Origin of the sequence: Pseudomonas sp. SWRI154, from assembly GCF_014268645.1 — a bacterium.
GTDB classification, from domain to species: domain Bacteria; phylum Pseudomonadota; class Gammaproteobacteria; order Pseudomonadales; family Pseudomonadaceae; genus Aquipseudomonas; species Aquipseudomonas marvdashtae.
Genome location: NZ_JABWQW010000024.1, coordinates 52,999 through 67,142, shown reverse-complemented (window position 1 = coordinate 67,142; position 14,144 = coordinate 52,999). Strand labels below are relative to the sequence as shown.

14 protein-coding genes are annotated in these 14,144 nt (G+C 59.9%); 11 read left to right on the top strand and 3 right to left on the bottom strand.

Annotated features, from left to right (window positions below):
- Window positions 1–63: 63 nt before the first annotated feature.
- From HU806_RS19925 to HU806_RS19905, 5 genes are all read left to right on the top strand, one after another.
- Window positions 64–972: a carbohydrate ABC transporter permease gene (locus tag HU806_RS19925; protein WP_030139360.1), complete on the top strand. Its 909-nt coding sequence runs from the start codon at window positions 64–66 to the stop codon at window positions 970–972.
- Entirely contained in the window at window positions 965–1,810 is an 846-nt protein-coding gene (locus HU806_RS19920) for a carbohydrate ABC transporter permease (RefSeq protein ID WP_030139359.1), read from the top strand. Before HU806_RS19925 ends, HU806_RS19920 begins: the two co-directional genes overlap by 8 nt.
- Window positions 1,811–1,812: 2 nt before the next feature.
- The gene (locus HU806_RS19915; RefSeq protein WP_186613579.1) at window positions 1,813–2,973 is read left to right on the top strand and encodes an ABC transporter ATP-binding protein; all 1,161 of its coding nucleotides are present in this window, start codon (window positions 1,813–1,815) and stop codon (window positions 2,971–2,973) included.
- A 130-nt stretch (window positions 2,974–3,103) separates the two neighbouring features.
- Window positions 3,104–4,450: a carbohydrate porin gene (locus HU806_RS19910; RefSeq protein WP_186613577.1), complete on the top strand. Its 1,347-nt coding sequence runs from the start codon at window positions 3,104–3,106 to the stop codon at window positions 4,448–4,450.
- A gap of 282 nt (window positions 4,451–4,732) precedes the next feature.
- Window positions 4,733–5,587: a D-hexose-6-phosphate mutarotase gene (locus HU806_RS19905; protein WP_186613575.1), complete on the top strand. Its 855-nt coding sequence runs from the start codon at window positions 4,733–4,735 to the stop codon at window positions 5,585–5,587.
- Between the two features lie 46 nt (window positions 5,588–5,633).
- On the opposite strand, the gene HU806_RS19900 is transcribed toward HU806_RS19905, so the two are convergent.
- Window positions 5,634–6,494, bottom strand: a complete 861-nt coding sequence (locus tag HU806_RS19900) for a MurR/RpiR family transcriptional regulator (RefSeq protein WP_171061416.1) — start codon at window positions 6,492–6,494, stop codon at window positions 5,634–5,636.
- 196 nt (window positions 6,495–6,690) lie between these two features.
- Here HU806_RS19900 and zwf point away from each other — a divergent pair, with 196 nt between their 5' ends.
- Genes zwf through HU806_RS19885 form a run of 3 tightly spaced genes read left to right on the top strand, consistent with a single transcriptional unit; the run spans window position 6,691 to window position 9,546 of the window.
- Window positions 6,691–8,163, top strand: a complete 1,473-nt coding sequence (gene zwf, locus HU806_RS19895) for a glucose-6-phosphate dehydrogenase (protein WP_186613573.1) — start codon at window positions 6,691–6,693, stop codon at window positions 8,161–8,163.
- Window positions 8,150–8,863 carry a 6-phosphogluconolactonase gene (pgl, locus tag HU806_RS19890; protein WP_186613571.1) on the top strand — a complete coding sequence of 238 codons (714 nt, stop codon included), beginning with the start codon at window positions 8,150–8,152 and terminating at the stop codon, window positions 8,861–8,863. Before zwf ends, pgl begins: the two co-directional genes overlap by 14 nt.
- A gap of 17 nt (window positions 8,864–8,880) precedes the next feature.
- Window positions 8,881–9,546 carry a bifunctional 4-hydroxy-2-oxoglutarate aldolase/2-dehydro-3-deoxy-phosphogluconate aldolase gene (locus HU806_RS19885; RefSeq protein WP_186613569.1) on the top strand — a complete coding sequence of 222 codons (666 nt, stop codon included), beginning with the start codon at window positions 8,881–8,883 and terminating at the stop codon, window positions 9,544–9,546.
- Window positions 9,547–9,635: 89 nt separating this feature from the next.
- Here HU806_RS19885 and HU806_RS19880 read toward each other — a convergent pair whose 3' ends face one another.
- Both HU806_RS19880 and HU806_RS19875 read right to left on the bottom strand, forming a co-directional pair.
- Window positions 9,636–10,823 carry an aminotransferase class V-fold PLP-dependent enzyme gene (locus HU806_RS19880; protein ID WP_186613567.1) on the bottom strand — a complete coding sequence of 396 codons (1,188 nt, stop codon included), beginning with the start codon at window positions 10,821–10,823 and terminating at the stop codon, window positions 9,636–9,638.
- Window positions 10,824–10,851: 28 nt separating this feature from the next.
- Entirely contained in the window at window positions 10,852–11,088 is a 237-nt protein-coding gene (locus tag HU806_RS19875) for a DUF3820 family protein (protein ID WP_053119117.1), read from the bottom strand.
- Window positions 11,089–11,293: 205 nt separating this feature from the next.
- Here HU806_RS19875 and HU806_RS19870 point away from each other — a divergent pair, with 205 nt between their 5' ends.
- The 3 genes from HU806_RS19870 to HU806_RS19860 all read left to right on the top strand — a co-directional run bounded on the left by HU806_RS19870 (window position 11,294) and on the right by HU806_RS19860 (window position 14,141).
- The gene (locus HU806_RS19870) at window positions 11,294–11,758 is read left to right on the top strand and encodes a PA2169 family four-helix-bundle protein (protein WP_186613565.1); all 465 of its coding nucleotides are present in this window, start codon (window positions 11,294–11,296) and stop codon (window positions 11,756–11,758) included.
- Between the two features lie 189 nt (window positions 11,759–11,947).
- Window positions 11,948–13,948 (top strand): FUSC family protein, encoded by a 2,001-nt coding sequence (locus tag HU806_RS19865; protein ID WP_186613563.1) that lies wholly within the window; start codon window positions 11,948–11,950, stop codon window positions 13,946–13,948.
- The gene (locus tag HU806_RS19860) at window positions 13,935–14,141 is read left to right on the top strand and encodes a DUF1656 domain-containing protein (RefSeq protein WP_024781186.1); all 207 of its coding nucleotides are present in this window, start codon (window positions 13,935–13,937) and stop codon (window positions 14,139–14,141) included. Before HU806_RS19865 ends, HU806_RS19860 begins: the two co-directional genes overlap by 14 nt.
- The last annotated feature ends 3 nt before the right edge of the window (window positions 14,142–14,144 follow it).

The window sequence follows — 14,144 nt, the reverse complement described above, 5'->3', positions numbered from 1 at the left end:
TTTAGCTTGCAGCTTGCCACTTATAGCTGCACTTAGTCCCTATTCTCTGTTTTGGATTTCCCCATGAGTTCTGTTGCTGTATTCAGCAAGGCCTCGCCGTTCGATGCATTGCAGCGCTGGCTACCAAAACTGGTGCTGGCGCCGAGCATGTTCATCGTGCTGGTGGGCTTCTATGGCTACATCTTGTGGACGTTCGTCCTGTCGTTCACCACGTCGACCTTCCTGCCGACTTACAAGTGGGCGGGCCTGGCGCAATACGCGCGGCTGTGGGACAACGACCGCTGGTGGGTAGCGAGCAAGAACCTCGCGGTCTTCGGCGGCATGTTCATTGGCATCACCCTGGTGATTGGCGTGCTGCTGGCGGTGTTTCTCGACCAGCGTATCCGTCGCGAAGGCTTTATCCGCACCATTTACCTGTACCCGATGGCGCTCTCGATGATCGTCACCGGTACCGCTTGGAAGTGGTTGCTCAACCCGGGCATGGGCCTGGACAAATTGTTGCGCGACTGGGGCTGGGAAGGCTTCCGCCTGGACTGGCTGATCGACCCTGATCGTGTGGTGTACTGCCTGGTGATCGCAGCGGTCTGGCAGGCCTCGGGTTTCATCATGGCGATGTTCCTGGCCGGCCTGCGGGGTGTCGATCAATCGATCATCCGCGCCGCGCAGATCGACGGCGCGAGCATGCCGCGCATCTACTGGAAAGTGGTGCTGCCGAGCCTGCGTCCAGTGTTTTTCAGCGCCGTAATGATCCTGGCGCACATCGCGATCAAGAGCTTCGACCTGGTAGCGGCCATGACGGCCGGTGGACCGGGCTACTCCTCGGACCTGCCCGCCATGTTCATGTATTCCTTCACGTTCAGTCGCGGCCAGATGGGCATGGGCTCGGCCAGTGCCATCCTGATGCTCGGTGCGATTCTCGCAATCATCGTGCCTTATCTGTATTCCGAGCTGAGGGCCAAGCGTCATGACTAGTCTCGCTGCCAAACCCTCCATCAGCCTGAGCCGCATTGCGATCTACGCGGTGCTGATCCTCGCGGTATTGCTTTACCTGGTGCCGCTGGTGGTCATGCTGTTGACCAGCTTCAAGACCCCGGAAGACATCAGCACCGGCAACCTGTTGAGCTGGCCGACCGTGGTCAGTGGTATCGGCTGGGTCAAGGCCTGGGCCACGGTCAATGGCTACTTCTGGAACTCGATCAAGATCACCGTTCCGGCCGTGCTGATCTCCACCGCCATCGGCGCGCTGAACGGCTATGTGTTGTCGATGTGGCGTTTCCGTGGCTCGCAGTTGTTCTTCGGCCTGTTGCTGTTCGGTTGCTTCCTGCCGTTCCAGACCGTGCTGCTGCCGGCCTCGTTCACGCTCGGCAAGATGGGCCTGGCCAGCACCACTACTGGCCTGGTGTTTGTCCACGTGGTCTACGGGCTGGCGTTCACCACGCTGTTTTTCCGTAACTACTACGTGAGCATCCCGGACGCGCTGGTGAAGGCCGCACGCCTGGATGGTGCGGGCTTCTTCACGATCTTCCGGCGGATCATCCTGCCGATGTCGACGCCAATCATCATGGTCTGCCTGATCTGGCAGTTCACCCAGATATGGAACGACTTCCTGTTTGGCGTGGTGTTCTCCAGCGGCGACTCCCAGCCCATTACGGTGGCGCTGAACAACCTGGTCAACACCAGCACCGGGGCCAAGGAATATAACGTGGATATGGCGGCGGCGATGATCGCCGGGTTGCCGACCCTGCTGGTCTATGTGATCGCAGGCAAGTATTTCGTGCGCGGCCTCACGGCTGGCGCGGTCAAGGGGTAATCATGGCTACGCTTGAACTTCGCAATGTAAACAAGACCTATGGCGCGGGCCTGCCCGATACCTTGAAAGACATCCAATTGTCGATCAAGGAAGGTGAGTTCCTGATCCTGGTCGGCCCTTCGGGCTGCGGCAAATCCACCCTGATGAACTGCATCGCCGGCCTCGAGACTATCACCGGCGGCGCGATCATGATCGGCGACCAGGACGTCAGCGGCATGAGCCCCAAGGATCGTGACATCGCCATGGTGTTCCAGTCCTACGCGCTTTACCCGACCATGAGCGTGCGCGAGAACATCGAGTTCGGCCTGAAGATTCGCAAGATGAAGCAGGCGGACATCAACGAAGAAGTCGCGCGTGTTGCCAAGCTGTTGCAGATCGAACACCTGCTAAACCGCAAGCCCGGCCAGCTCTCCGGCGGCCAGCAGCAGCGCGTTGCCATGGGCCGGGCCCTGGCGCGGCGGCCGAAGATCTACCTGTTCGACGAGCCGCTGTCCAACCTCGACGCCAAGCTGCGGGTCGAGATGCGCACCGAAATGAAACTGATGCACCAGCGCCTGAAAACCACCACGGTCTACGTGACTCACGACCAGATCGAAGCCATGACCCTGGGCGATAAGGTGGCGGTAATGAAGGACGGCATCATCCAGCAGTTCGGCACGCCAAAAGACATCTACAACAACCCGGCCAACCTGTTCGTGGCGAGTTTCATCGGTTCTCCACCGATGAACTTCATTCCCCTGCGCCTGCAACGCAAGGACGGTCGCCTGCTGGCTTTGCTCGATAGCGGCCAGGCCCGTTGCGAGTTGCCGATGGGCATGCAAGACGCCGGCCTTGAAGATCGCGAAGTGATCCTGGGCCTGCGCCCGGAGCAGATCGTGCTGGCCGGAAACGAGCCGAACGGTTTGCCGACCATTCGGGCAGAAGTCCAGGTCACCGAGCCCACCGGTCCGGACACCCTGGTGTTCGTCAACCTCAACGACACCAAGGTCTGCTGCCGCCTCGCACCGGACGTTGCGCCAGCGCCGGGCGAAACCCTGACGCTGCAATTCGACCCATCGAAAGTGTTGCTGTTCGATGCCAAGTCTGGCGAGCGCCTGGGCGTGGCGGGCCAGCCACAAGCGCAAGCCCGAACCGACAATGTCGCGCAGTTCAAAGGCCGATGAGTAATAGAAGACGGAGCGGGCTTGCTCGCTCTCGGCAGGAGCCTGCGACGAGTGGGGGACCTCCCGTCGCAATCGTTGTAAACCGCGTTAGATAAAAACAGTTAATAACAATAAAGACGAGGATGTAGGGATGAAGAAGAAGAACAATGCCCAGCTTATCTGCCAGTTGTCAGCCGTTGCGGCGATGATGCTGGCCGGTAGCGCCCATGCGGCCGACGCGTTCAGCGCCGACTCGAAGTGGATGACGGGCGACTGGGGCGGTGAACGGACCAAGCTGATCGAGCAGGGTATCGACATCAAGGCTGACTTCGTCGGTGAGATGGGTGCCAACCTCGACGGCGGCTACAACGATGACAAGACCGCGCGTTGGTCCCAACAGTTTGGCTTGGGCGTAGCCCTCGACCTGGAAAAACTGCTGGGCTGGAATGAAACGGAAGCCAAGATTCAATTCACTCGCCGGGATGGTCGCAACATCTCCAACGACCGTATCGGTGATCCGCGTGCCGGCACCCTCAGCTCCTCCCAGGAAGTCTGGGGTCGCGGGCAGACTACCCGTCTGACCCAGTTGTGGATCAAGCAGAAATACTTCGACAGCAAGCTGGATGTCAAAGCCGGTTACTACGGCGTGGGCGAAGACTTCAACACCTTCCCTTGCGAGTTCCAGAACCTGGCCTTCTGCGGTTCTCAGGCAGGCAACTGGGCCACCGGCATCTGGTACAACTGGCCAATCATGCAGGCGGCGATCCGGTTCAAATACAACATTACGCCTGAGCTGTATGCGCAAATCGGCGCCTACAACCAGAACCCTTCGCAGCTGGAAAACAACAACCGCTACAAGCTCAGCGGCAGCGGCACCCAGGGCACCTTGATTCCGGTCGAATTGGTCTGGTCGCCGAAGATCAACAATTTGCCGGGCGAATACCGTGTCGGTTACTACAAAAGCACCGCCAAGGCTGATGACGTCCGCGAAGACGACAATGGCAATGACGCCGCGACCACCGGCAACGCCTACCGTAGCCACAGCAGCAAGGACGGCTACTGGTTCGTCCTGCAGCAGCAGCTCACCGCCCACAACGGTGACGCTACGCGCGGCCTGAACATCGCGGCCAACGCCACCTTCCATGACAAGGAAACCAACGTCGTCGACAACTACCAGTCGTTGATGTTTGTGTACAAGGGGCCGTTCGATGCGCGTCCTAAAGATGACGTCGGGATCGGTTTCTCGCGCATCCATGTCAACGAAGACGTGAAGAAAAACGCAGAGCTGACCAACGTTGCCAATGGTGTAAGCGACTACGACGATCCGCTGTTCTCGCCGTTGCGCAGCACTGAGTACAACTATGAAATCAACTACGGCTTCCATGTCACCAACTGGCTGACCGTGCGTCCTAACTTGCAATACGTGACTCACCCAGGCGGTGTCGATGAAGTCGATGACGCGCTGGTGGCCGGTCTGAAAATTCAGTCGGTGTTCTAACGCTGTTGCGATAAGCTCCTCTCTATGTGCGCATATTTGCGGACAGCCAAGGCTGTCCGCTTTTTTTTGCGGGGGGCGTTTGGTCGTGCGCAGAACCTGTGGCGAGGGAGCTTGCTCCCGCTGGGTTGCGAAGCGACCCCAAATCCATTCACCGCGGTGCTTCAGCCAGACCGCATTTGTCCGGTTTACGACTGCTTCGCAGCCGAGCGGGAGCAAGCTCCCTCGCCACAAAAGAAGAGTCGTACACAGTTGAATATCGAATGATTTCCAGGACTGCGGCCCATGCATGAGCATCCGCTACAACGCTTTTTCAGATCCTTGCGCGAGCGTCCGGTGTTTGCCTGGGAGCGCTATCAGCAGCGCGACGTATTGGTGATCGATCACCCGTTGTGCCAGGCGGTGTTCAGTCGCCAGGGTGCGCAGTTGCTGCACTTTCAGCCGCGCGGCCAGAAACCCTGGCTGTGGTGCGCGGCCAAGTGGCCACAAGTCGGCGCCATACGGGGTGGCGTCCCGGTGTGCTGGCCGTGGTATGGCCGTCACCCGAGCGAAAATGCCTGGCCGTCCCACGGTTGGGCACGTCTGGTCGACTGGAAGCTGCTGGAGAGCAGCAGCGATCTCGATGGCGTGCACTTGCACTGGCAATTGCAGCTTTGCGACTGGCAAGTCGATCTGTATGCCGACTTGGGCAAGGGTATGGAGCTGCGCTTGAGCACCGAGCATCACGACAGCCTGCCTTGCCAGTTGAGCCAAGCCTTGCATGCCTATTGGCGTATTGGTGACGTCGGCGAGGTAGCGCTGTCTGGGCTCGAAGGCGCGCACGGTTACGACCAGTTGAACCGTGCCGTTTGCCAGCAGGAAGGCGAGTTGCGGGTTGACGGTGGCTGTCAGCGGGTGTTCCAGCATGAGGGAGAATTGCAACTCAAGGATCACGCCTGGCAGCGCGAGTTGTGCATCGATACCGGCGATAGCGCCGACACGGTGGTGTGGCACCCCGGTACCAGGCCATTGCTGGGGGTGAGCTGGGATGAAGTCAGTGAGTTCGTTTGCGTCGAAGCGGCCAGTGGCGGCACCGAGAGCCTATGCCTGGCACCCGGGGAGCAGGCGCATTTGAGTTTGCAGGCGCGGGCGGGAGTTTAGTTCTGGATGACCTTTCCCACGCCCTGCGTGAGAAAGGTCAGGATGGTCAGTTGAACTCATCTCCCACCGGATACCGGCTGGCGTTCAGGCTTTCCTTGATCTTGCGCAGGTGCGGCTGGAAATCCACGCCTCGGCGCAAGGTCATGCCGGTGGCCAGCACGTCCAGTACGGTGAGTTGGATGATGCGTGAAGTCATAGGCATGTAGATGTCGGTGTCTTCCGGCAGCGGAATGTTCAGGCTCAAGGTGCTCGCCTTGGCCAACGGCGAGCCCTCGGCGGTCAGGCCGAGCACCGAAGCGCCGTTCTCTCGGGCGATGCGTGCTACTTCCACCAACTCGCGGGTACGCCCAGTGTAGGAGATGATCACGAACAGCTCGCCGGTATGAGCTACCGACGCGATCATGCGCTGCATCAGCACATCGGCGTGGGCGGTCACCGCCAGGTTGAAGCGAAAAAACTTGTGCTGGGCATCCAGCGCCACGGGGGCCGAGGCGCCGAGGCCGAAGAAGTGGATCTGGCGGGCCTGGATCAGCAGATCCACCGCGCGGCTGATCAAATTGGGATCAAGGGCCTGGCAGGCGCTGTCCAATGAGGCAATGGCACTGCCGAAGATTTTCCGGGTGTAGGCCTCCGGGTTGTCATCGGCTTCCACGGCACGGCTGACATACGCCGCGCCGCTGGCCAGGCTCTGGGCCAGTTGCAGTTTGAGTTCCGGGTAGCCGCTGACACCGAACGAGCGACAGAAACGGTTGACGGTCGGCTCGCTGACCGAAGCCGCCTGGGCGAGGGCGGCGATGCTGAAGCGGGTAGCCTGCTGTGGGTTGAGCAGGATTACTTCGGCCACCTTGCGTTCGGCCTTGTTCAGGTCTTCCAGGCGACTCTGGATTTGCTCCAGTAGATTTCGCACGCGGTCCATACAAGATTCCTAGAGAGACGGGTCTTTGATACGACCCTTTGCGGTGGCCTATCCTACTGATGGCTCCGACGGACCACCACTCGGAATCGGTATTTTTGGAAAATGTTGTGGTTATTACTACATTTTTCCTTGAGTGATACCTTGAAAAAAGGTATTTGTAGCTTAACTTGATAAAAGAACAAACATCATGCATTCGATTACGGTTGAACCGTGCACTTTTGCCTTGTTCGGCGCGCTGGGCGACCTGGCGTTGCGCAAGCTGTTTCCTGCCCTTTATCAGCTCGATGGCGCCGGCCTGCTGCACGAGGACACGCGAATCTTTGCGCTGGCCCGTGAACCCGGCAGCGAGCAGCAGCACTTGGCATTCATCACCACGGAGCTGCGCCGTTATGTCGGCGATAAAGACCTCGACGAAGCCGTGATCGAACGCTTCCTGGGGCGGTTGACTTACCTGCATGTGGATTTTCTCAAGGCTGATGACTACGTTGCGCTCGCTGAGCAGGTCGGCCAGACCCCACAGCAGGTCATCGCCTATTTCGCCACTCCGGCGGCGGTCTACGGTGCTATCTGCGAAAACCTGGCGAAAGTCGGCTTGAGCGAAAATACCCGCGTCGTGCTGGAAAAACCCATCGGCTCGGACCTGGAATCGTCGCGCAAGGTCAACGACGCCGTGGCGCAATTCTTCCCGGAAAACCGCACCTATCGTATCGACCATTACCTGGGCAAAGAGACGGTCCAGAACCTGATCGCGCTGCGGTTCGCCAACAGCCTGTTCGAAACCCAGTGGAACCAGAATTACATTTCCCACGTGGAAATCACTGTGGCCGAGAAGGTCGGTATCGAGGGCCGTTGGGGTTATTTCGACAAGGCCGGCCAGCTGCGCGACATGATCCAGAATCACCTGCTCCAGTTGCTGTGCCTGATCGCCATGGACCCGCCGGCCGACCTGTCCGCTGACAGCATCCGAGACGAGAAGGTCAAGGTGCTCAAGGCCCTGGCGCCGATCAGTCCGGAAGGCTTGACCACCCAAGTGGTGCGCGGCCAGTACATTGCCGGCCACAGCGAGGGCAAGGCCGTCCCGGGTTACCTGGAAGAACCCAATTCCAATACCCAGAGCGACACCGAGACGTTCGTCGCCCTGCGCGCCGACATCCGCAACTGGCGTTGGGCTGGGGTGCCGTTTTACCTGCGCACCGGCAAGCGCATGCCGCAGAAGCTGTCGCAGATTGTCATTCACTTCAAGGAACCGTCCCACTACATCTTCGCCCCCGAGCAGCGCCTGCAGATCAGCAACAAGCTGATCATCCGCCTGCAACCGGACGAGGGGATTTCCTTGCGGGTGATGACCAAGGAGCAAGGCCTGGACAAGGGCATGCAATTGCGCAGCGGTCCGTTGCAACTCAACTTCTCCGACACCTATCGCAGCGCAAGGATTCCCGATGCCTACGAGCGGTTGTTGCTGGAAGTCATGAACGGCAATCAGAACCTGTTTGTCCGTAAAGATGAAATTGAAGCCGCGTGGACGTGGTGTGACCAGTTGATCGCCGGATGGAAGAAGTCTGGCGATGCGCCCAAGCCGTATGCCGCTGGGTCATGGGGGCCGATGAGCTCCATTGCACTGATCACGCGGGATGGGAGGTCATGGTATGGCGATATCTGAATTGAAACTGCCCCGGGGCGTCACTGCCCTGGCGTTCAAGAACCCGGTGCTGTTGGCTGAAAGCCAGGCGCTGAACGTTGCCGAGCAACTGCGCGCGGCGATCGACGGCAATGGCACGGCGACCCTGGTGGTCTCGGGCGGTCGCAGCCCGGTGGCGTTTTTCCAGCACCTGTCCAAGCAAGCGCTGGATTGGTCGAAAGTGGTGGTGAGCCTGGCGGACGAGCGCTGGGTGCCGGTTGAACATGCCGACAGCAATGCCGGTCTGCTCAAGCGGTATCTGCTCCAGGGTCCTGCCGCCAAGGCCCGGTTCCTGAGCCTTTACAGTGCCAGCGCCAACCTGGAAGCGGCAGCCGAACAGGCCGATCGCCTGTTGGCCGAGTTGCCGCCTATCGACGTGCTGGTATTGGGCATGGGCGATGACGGGCACACCGCCTCGTTGTTCCCCGACAGCCCGAACCTGGCCAAGGCCCTGGATGAACAGGGTGCTCGCCGTTGCTGGCCGATGCTCGCACCGACCGTGCCGCACCAGCGCCTGACCATGAGCCGCGCCTTGCTGGCGTCGGCGAAACACAAGGTGCTGGCGATTTCCGGTCAATCGAAATTGACCACCCTGAACGCCGCGGTGGCCGGTGACGACGTCGCAGCAATGCCGATCCGCGCGTTTCTGCAACCTACGTTAGAGATTTACTGGTGCCCATGAACCAAGGATCAGCCGCTATGAAAAACCCATCCCCTACCGTTTCCATGGCGGACAAAGTGACGCTGATTGACAGCCTCTGCGCCAAGGCGCGGATCCTGCCGGTGATAACCATCGCCCGTGAACAAGACATCCTGCCATTGGCCGATGCCTTGGCCGCCGGTGGCCTGACGGCGCTGGAAGTGACCTTGCGTTCGCAGTACGGGCTCAAGGCCATCCAGGTGTTGCGCGAGCAGCGCCCGGAGTTGGTGACCGGCGCTGGCACGGTGCTCGACCGCCATATGCTTGCTGCCGCTGAGGCGGCCGGTTCGCAATTCATCGTGACCCCTGGCATCACCCGAGATCTGCTGGAAGCCAGCGTGCAGAGTCCGATTCCATTGTTGCCGGGGATCAGCAATGCCTCGGGCATCATGGAAGGCTACGGCTTGGGCTATCGCCGCTTCAAGTTGTTCCCGGCCGAAGTCAGCGGCGGCGTTGCCGCTATCAAGGCCTTGGGCGGACCGTTTGGCGAAGTGAAATTCTGCCCGACCGGCGGCGTGAGCCCGGCCAACATCAAAAGCTACATGGCGTTGAAAAACGTGATGTGCGTGGGCGGCAGTTGGATGCTCGATCCGGAGTGGATCAAGAATGGCGACTGGGCCCGTATCCAGGAATGCACCGCCGAGGCGCTGGCGCTGCTGGACTGATTGTCTTACCGAACTTCGTTGGGTGTTCTACGGCTTTACGGTGCGCTTGGTCGGCGCGCCGTTTTTTTTTGCCTGTATTTTTGCCACAACTAGATTCGGCTCAGGTCGGTCAGCGCTCGGGTCAAACGCTCGATATCACGGCCCAAGGTGATCAGCCCCGGCGTAATGCGAATGCACGGCCCAACGCTGGTCTTGCGCACCACGGTAAAAATCCCATAGTCGTCGAGCAGTCGATCGGCCATGGCCTGCTGGTCACTTTGGGCGGTAAACCGCATCGAGGTGATGCCGCAATAAAGACGGCGGTCGTCCGGCGTCATGACCTCGATGCCAGTCACATCGCGCACCGCGCTCACCCACATGTCCCGCAAGTAGCAGAGTCGTGCACCTTTGGCCGATGCGCCACCCAACGCACGGTGTTCTTCAAAGACCAGTGGCAGTGTCAGCAGGGCCGGGATGTTGGGCGTACTGTGTGGTGTGCGTGAGCGTATGTCGGTGGCGGGATAGGTGGCTTCGTCCATGTCCGGGTCGATGTCGGCCAGCCGCTGTGGCGCGATATAGAGAAAGCCCAGGGCCAAGGGGCCGCCAATCCACTTTTGCAAGTTGAACCCGGCGAATTGAATACCGAGTTTCTTCAAGTCGAATTCGATCTGACCCAAGGCGTGAGCGCCATCGAGAATGATGTCGACATCGAATTCCCGAGCCGCCTCGGCAATGGCCTGGACTGGCATTACCAGGCCGGTCAGATGGTTGACATAAGTCAGTGGCATCAGCTTGAGGCGGGGATAACGAATGAAGGTTTCTCGATACGTGCCGACCAGGCTGTCGAAACTGGCGGGGTGCGGGTGGACCAGCTCGATGACCTCCGCCCCGCGTTGGCGGGCCAGCCAGCGCATCGCACTCTTGACCGACTCGTATTCGACATCGCTTATCAAGACCTGGTCGCCAGGCTTGAGACCGTTGTAATTACGAATCAGCGTTTGCAAGGCGTCCACGGCGCTGGTGGCCAGCGCCACGGTAGATGGGGGGACATGGATCAGTTTCGCCACTTGGAGACGAATCGCCTCGCCATGTTCCAGATCAAAATGCTGGCGCACGTACAACGAGTTGCCGCGGTTGACCAATTCGATATTGCGTTGGTACTCCTCGACTACGGTGCGCGACATCTGTGCGAAGTAGCCATTTTCAAGATTGAGCGGCCCGCCGGCATCGACATCGTACCGATCGACAAAGGTTTCCCAGAAGCGTTCATCGTGGGCGCGTAGCGTATTTTCGGGCATGGCGGGCTCAATCAATCAATGGCAGCGGTCAGTGGCGAGGTTTAGGCAAGCCATGTTTAGCCCGCAGTGGGTCCAGCAGGTCTGACAAACCGTTGTGGTCGATCTCCTGCATCAGTGCCAGCAAACCGCCCAGTTCCCCCTTGGGGAAACCCTCTCGGGCGAACCAGTTCAAGTACTGGCCCGGCAGGTCGGCAAGGATTCGACCCTTGTATTTACCGAAGGGCATTTGGCGCGTTACCAGCAGTTCGAGCTTTTCCGGATTCATGGCAATTGTCTTGTTCAGGACCATCGGCAAAATACAGGCATTCTGCATGCAGGCCAAATGACAGATCATGCAAATAACGCGGATACAGATTCTTTGTTCGTATATAACTCATTGAATTTAAATGTATTTTTCTAAAAGCAAAGGCTGGCACGACCGATGCAACATTCGTTGCAGGTTTTTATTCACCAAGCAAAGGAACTGAAAAATGACTGACATCAATAAAGAATCCATTTCTGTCTTGAACGACCTGATCGAGACCAGCAAGGATGGCCAGGAAGGATTCAAGACCTGCGCTGAAGACATCAAGCATCCAGAACTCAAGGCGCTGTTCGTCAAGCGCGCTGCCGATTGCGCGACCGCAGCGGCCGAGCTGCAAGCCGCTGTTCGTTCCCTGGGTGGTGATCCGGAAACGTCTACCAGCGTTGCCGGTGATCTGCATCGTCGCTGGGTGGACGTGAAGTCGATGTTTACCGGCAAAGATGAGGAGGCGGTTCTCAACGAAGCCGAGCGTGGTGAAGACCATGCGCTGAAGGCCTACAAGGAAGCCATCGAGAAGATCAACAAGCACAACCTGGTGGGCATTCGTGATCTGGTGGAACGCCAGTTCCACGGCGTGCAACGCAACCATGATCAAGTCAAGGCCTTGCGTAACCAGGCACGCGCCAGCTGATACTCATGTGTGATGCGAAAAACGCCAGCTTGTCTGGCGTTTTTTTATGAAGGCAATCAGTGGAAATACGCGCAATAGTGTTTGTCGAATCCGTCAACAAACAACGCTGGACTCAGTTAGATAGCTAGCTAATAATTGCGCCACTTAACGCAATGTATTGTTACAACGTTCCCAGAAAAGAGTTTTTCCGTGCCCATCACCTTCCAGGCCCTGTTCGCTCCCGACCGCCTCGCGGTGCAGTTCGCCGTCAAAACCGTCCTCGGTGGTGGCCTGGCGCTGTGGCTGGCGTTGCGCTGGGGTTTGGAGCAGCCGTCCTGGGCTTTGATGACGGCGTTCATCGTCGCCCAGCCGCTGTCCGGAATGGTGGTGCAAAAGGGCTTGGCGCGGTTGGTCGGGACTTTGGTCGGAACGATCATGTCGGTCGTTTTCATGGGGCTGTTTGCCCAGGCACCGTGGTTGTTTTTGCTGGCGCTGGCGTTGTGGCTCGGCGTGTGCACAGCCTGTTCGACGCTGTTGCGCAGCGCCTGGTCGTATTCTTTCGTGCTGGCCGGCTACACGGTGGCGATCATCGCCCTGCCGGCCATTTCCCATCCGCTTGGCGTGTTCGATCAGGCAGTTGCCCGTTGCACCGAGATCAGCCTGGGCATCACCTGCGCCACGGCGGCCAGTGCGTTGCTCTGGCCATTGCGAGTCGAACGGCAACTGGCGGATCAGGCTCGCGCTGCCTGGCAGAGCGGCATGCACGCGGCCCGTGCGACATTGGCCGGCGATGCCCAGGCCCGCAAAGGTTTGCTGGAGATTCTCGGCAAGATCGTCGCGGTGGACGCCCAGCGTGAACACGCTTGGTTCGAAGGCAGCCTGGGTCGCCAGCGCGCTCGGGCCATCAGCGGTTTGAGCCAGAAGCTGCTGATGCTGCTACGTATTGCCCGTTCGGTGCGTCGGCAATGGAAACAGCTTGAGCCGGCGGAAGCTGAAGTGCTCCAGCCCTGGATGACGGAGGTGCAGCAGGCCCTGGACGCGGACAGCGCGACGCTACAGGCGTTGCGGCCTCGGGTTCTGGATGCGTCTCACGATCCCGGCATCAGCTCGGCGCAAAGTTACTGCCTGGCCCGTTTGGCCTTGTTGCTCGACACTGCCCTGGCCGCTTGCGCTGCGCTGTCGGCGGTGCAGGAGGGCAGGGAGGCGGCGGACCCGCCGCGAACCCTGGCGCCGCATCGGGATGTGTCCTTGGCCATGGTATTCGGCGCCCGCAGCGCCTTGGCGTTCTTGACGGTGTCGTGTTTTTGGCTGGCGACGGCCTGGCCCGCCGCGTCGGGTGCGCTGCTGCTCACCTGCGTGGTCTGCAGTCTGTTTGCCAGTCGCGAAAATGGCGCGCAGATCGGCATGAGCTTTTTGCGCGGCATTCTGCTGGCAGTGCCGACAGCGTTTGTGATCGGTGAAATCCTCCTGCCGCAATGGAGCAGTTTCGCGATGCTCTGCATGGCCATGGGCGTGCCGTTGTTCTTCGGCGCGCTGGGCATGGCCAAGCCGCCGCTCTACGCCACGGCCACTTCGTTCTGCCTGCACTTTGTGGTGTTGGTGTCGCCGCTCAACGCCATGAAGTATGACGTCTCGACTTTCTTCAATAACGCCCAGGCCATAATGATCGGCGTAGGTGCGGCGGTGTTGGCGTTCAAGCTGTTGATTTTGCGCAACCCGGCCTGGCACAGCCGTCGGCTGCTGGCCGCGACGCTGGACGATCTGGTGCGCCTGACCCATCGCAACCTGCGCGGGGCCGAGAGCTGGTTCGGCGGACGCATGGCCGACCGTTTGTTGCAACTGGCGCGGCATTATCCCGAACTGCCGGTGCCGGCGCGCAATCGTTGGGATGACGGTTTGTCGGGCCTGGACATTGGCGATGAGTTGCTGCACCTGCGCTTGAGCCTGGCCGTCGCCCAAGTGCCCGAGGTCCCGGCCCAGCGCCGCTATTTCGAAACGCTGGAGCAGGCGCTGGAACGCGGTCCGTCCGGTGGCCAGGCCGAGGCATTGGCCCAGGCGAGCGACGAGTATCTGCAAATGCTGTCGCAGCAGCCCTCCAGCGATGCGCTGAAGTTGGCGCAAGGCGCGGTCGTGCAGTTGCAGAACAGCTGGCGCGCCTGGTGCCGCCAGCACGAACCTCAACGTGGGGAGCACAGCCATGGGCTTGCGTGAGTGGTCGATCGGCGGGGTCTTGCTCAGCCCGTTCCTGATTTATGTGGTGCTGGCCTTGCTGGTGACGGGGGCGCTGCGCCTGCTGCTCAGCCTGGTGCCGGCTGGGCGCTGGATCTGGCATGAGGCGTTGTTCGACTGCGCCCTGTATGTCTGTGTCCTGACTGTCATTACCCTGGTCCTCGGGCCGTTATAAGGA

Excerpts from the sequence above, each read along its gene's own strand:
- HU806_RS19920 (WP_030139359.1), top strand. The coding sequence starts at position 965 with ATGACTAGTCTCGCTGCCAAACCCTCCATCAGCCTGAGCCGCATTGCG.
- HU806_RS19880 (WP_186613567.1), bottom strand. The coding sequence starts at position 10,823 with ATGCCCGAAAATACGCTACGCGCCCACGATGAACGCTTCTGGGAAACC.
- HU806_RS19925 (WP_030139360.1), top strand. The coding sequence starts at position 64 with ATGAGTTCTGTTGCTGTATTCAGCAAGGCCTCGCCGTTCGATGCATTG.
- HU806_RS19905 (WP_186613575.1), top strand. The coding sequence starts at position 4,733 with ATGCATGAGCATCCGCTACAACGCTTTTTCAGATCCTTGCGCGAGCGT.
- HU806_RS19910 (WP_186613577.1), top strand. The coding sequence starts at position 3,104 with ATGAAGAAGAAGAACAATGCCCAGCTTATCTGCCAGTTGTCAGCCGTT.
- HU806_RS19915 (WP_186613579.1), top strand. The coding sequence starts at position 1,813 with ATGGCTACGCTTGAACTTCGCAATGTAAACAAGACCTATGGCGCGGGC.
- zwf (WP_186613573.1), top strand. The coding sequence starts at position 6,691 with ATGCATTCGATTACGGTTGAACCGTGCACTTTTGCCTTGTTCGGCGCG.
- pgl (WP_186613571.1), top strand. The coding sequence starts at position 8,150 with ATGGCGATATCTGAATTGAAACTGCCCCGGGGCGTCACTGCCCTGGCG.
- HU806_RS19875 (WP_053119117.1), bottom strand. The coding sequence starts at position 11,088 with ATGAATCCGGAAAAGCTCGAACTGCTGGTAACGCGCCAAATGCCCTTC.
- HU806_RS19860 (WP_024781186.1), top strand. The coding sequence starts at position 13,935 with ATGGGCTTGCGTGAGTGGTCGATCGGCGGGGTCTTGCTCAGCCCGTTC.
- HU806_RS19885 (WP_186613569.1), top strand. The coding sequence starts at position 8,881 with ATGAAAAACCCATCCCCTACCGTTTCCATGGCGGACAAAGTGACGCTG.
- HU806_RS19870 (WP_186613565.1), top strand. The coding sequence starts at position 11,294 with ATGACTGACATCAATAAAGAATCCATTTCTGTCTTGAACGACCTGATC.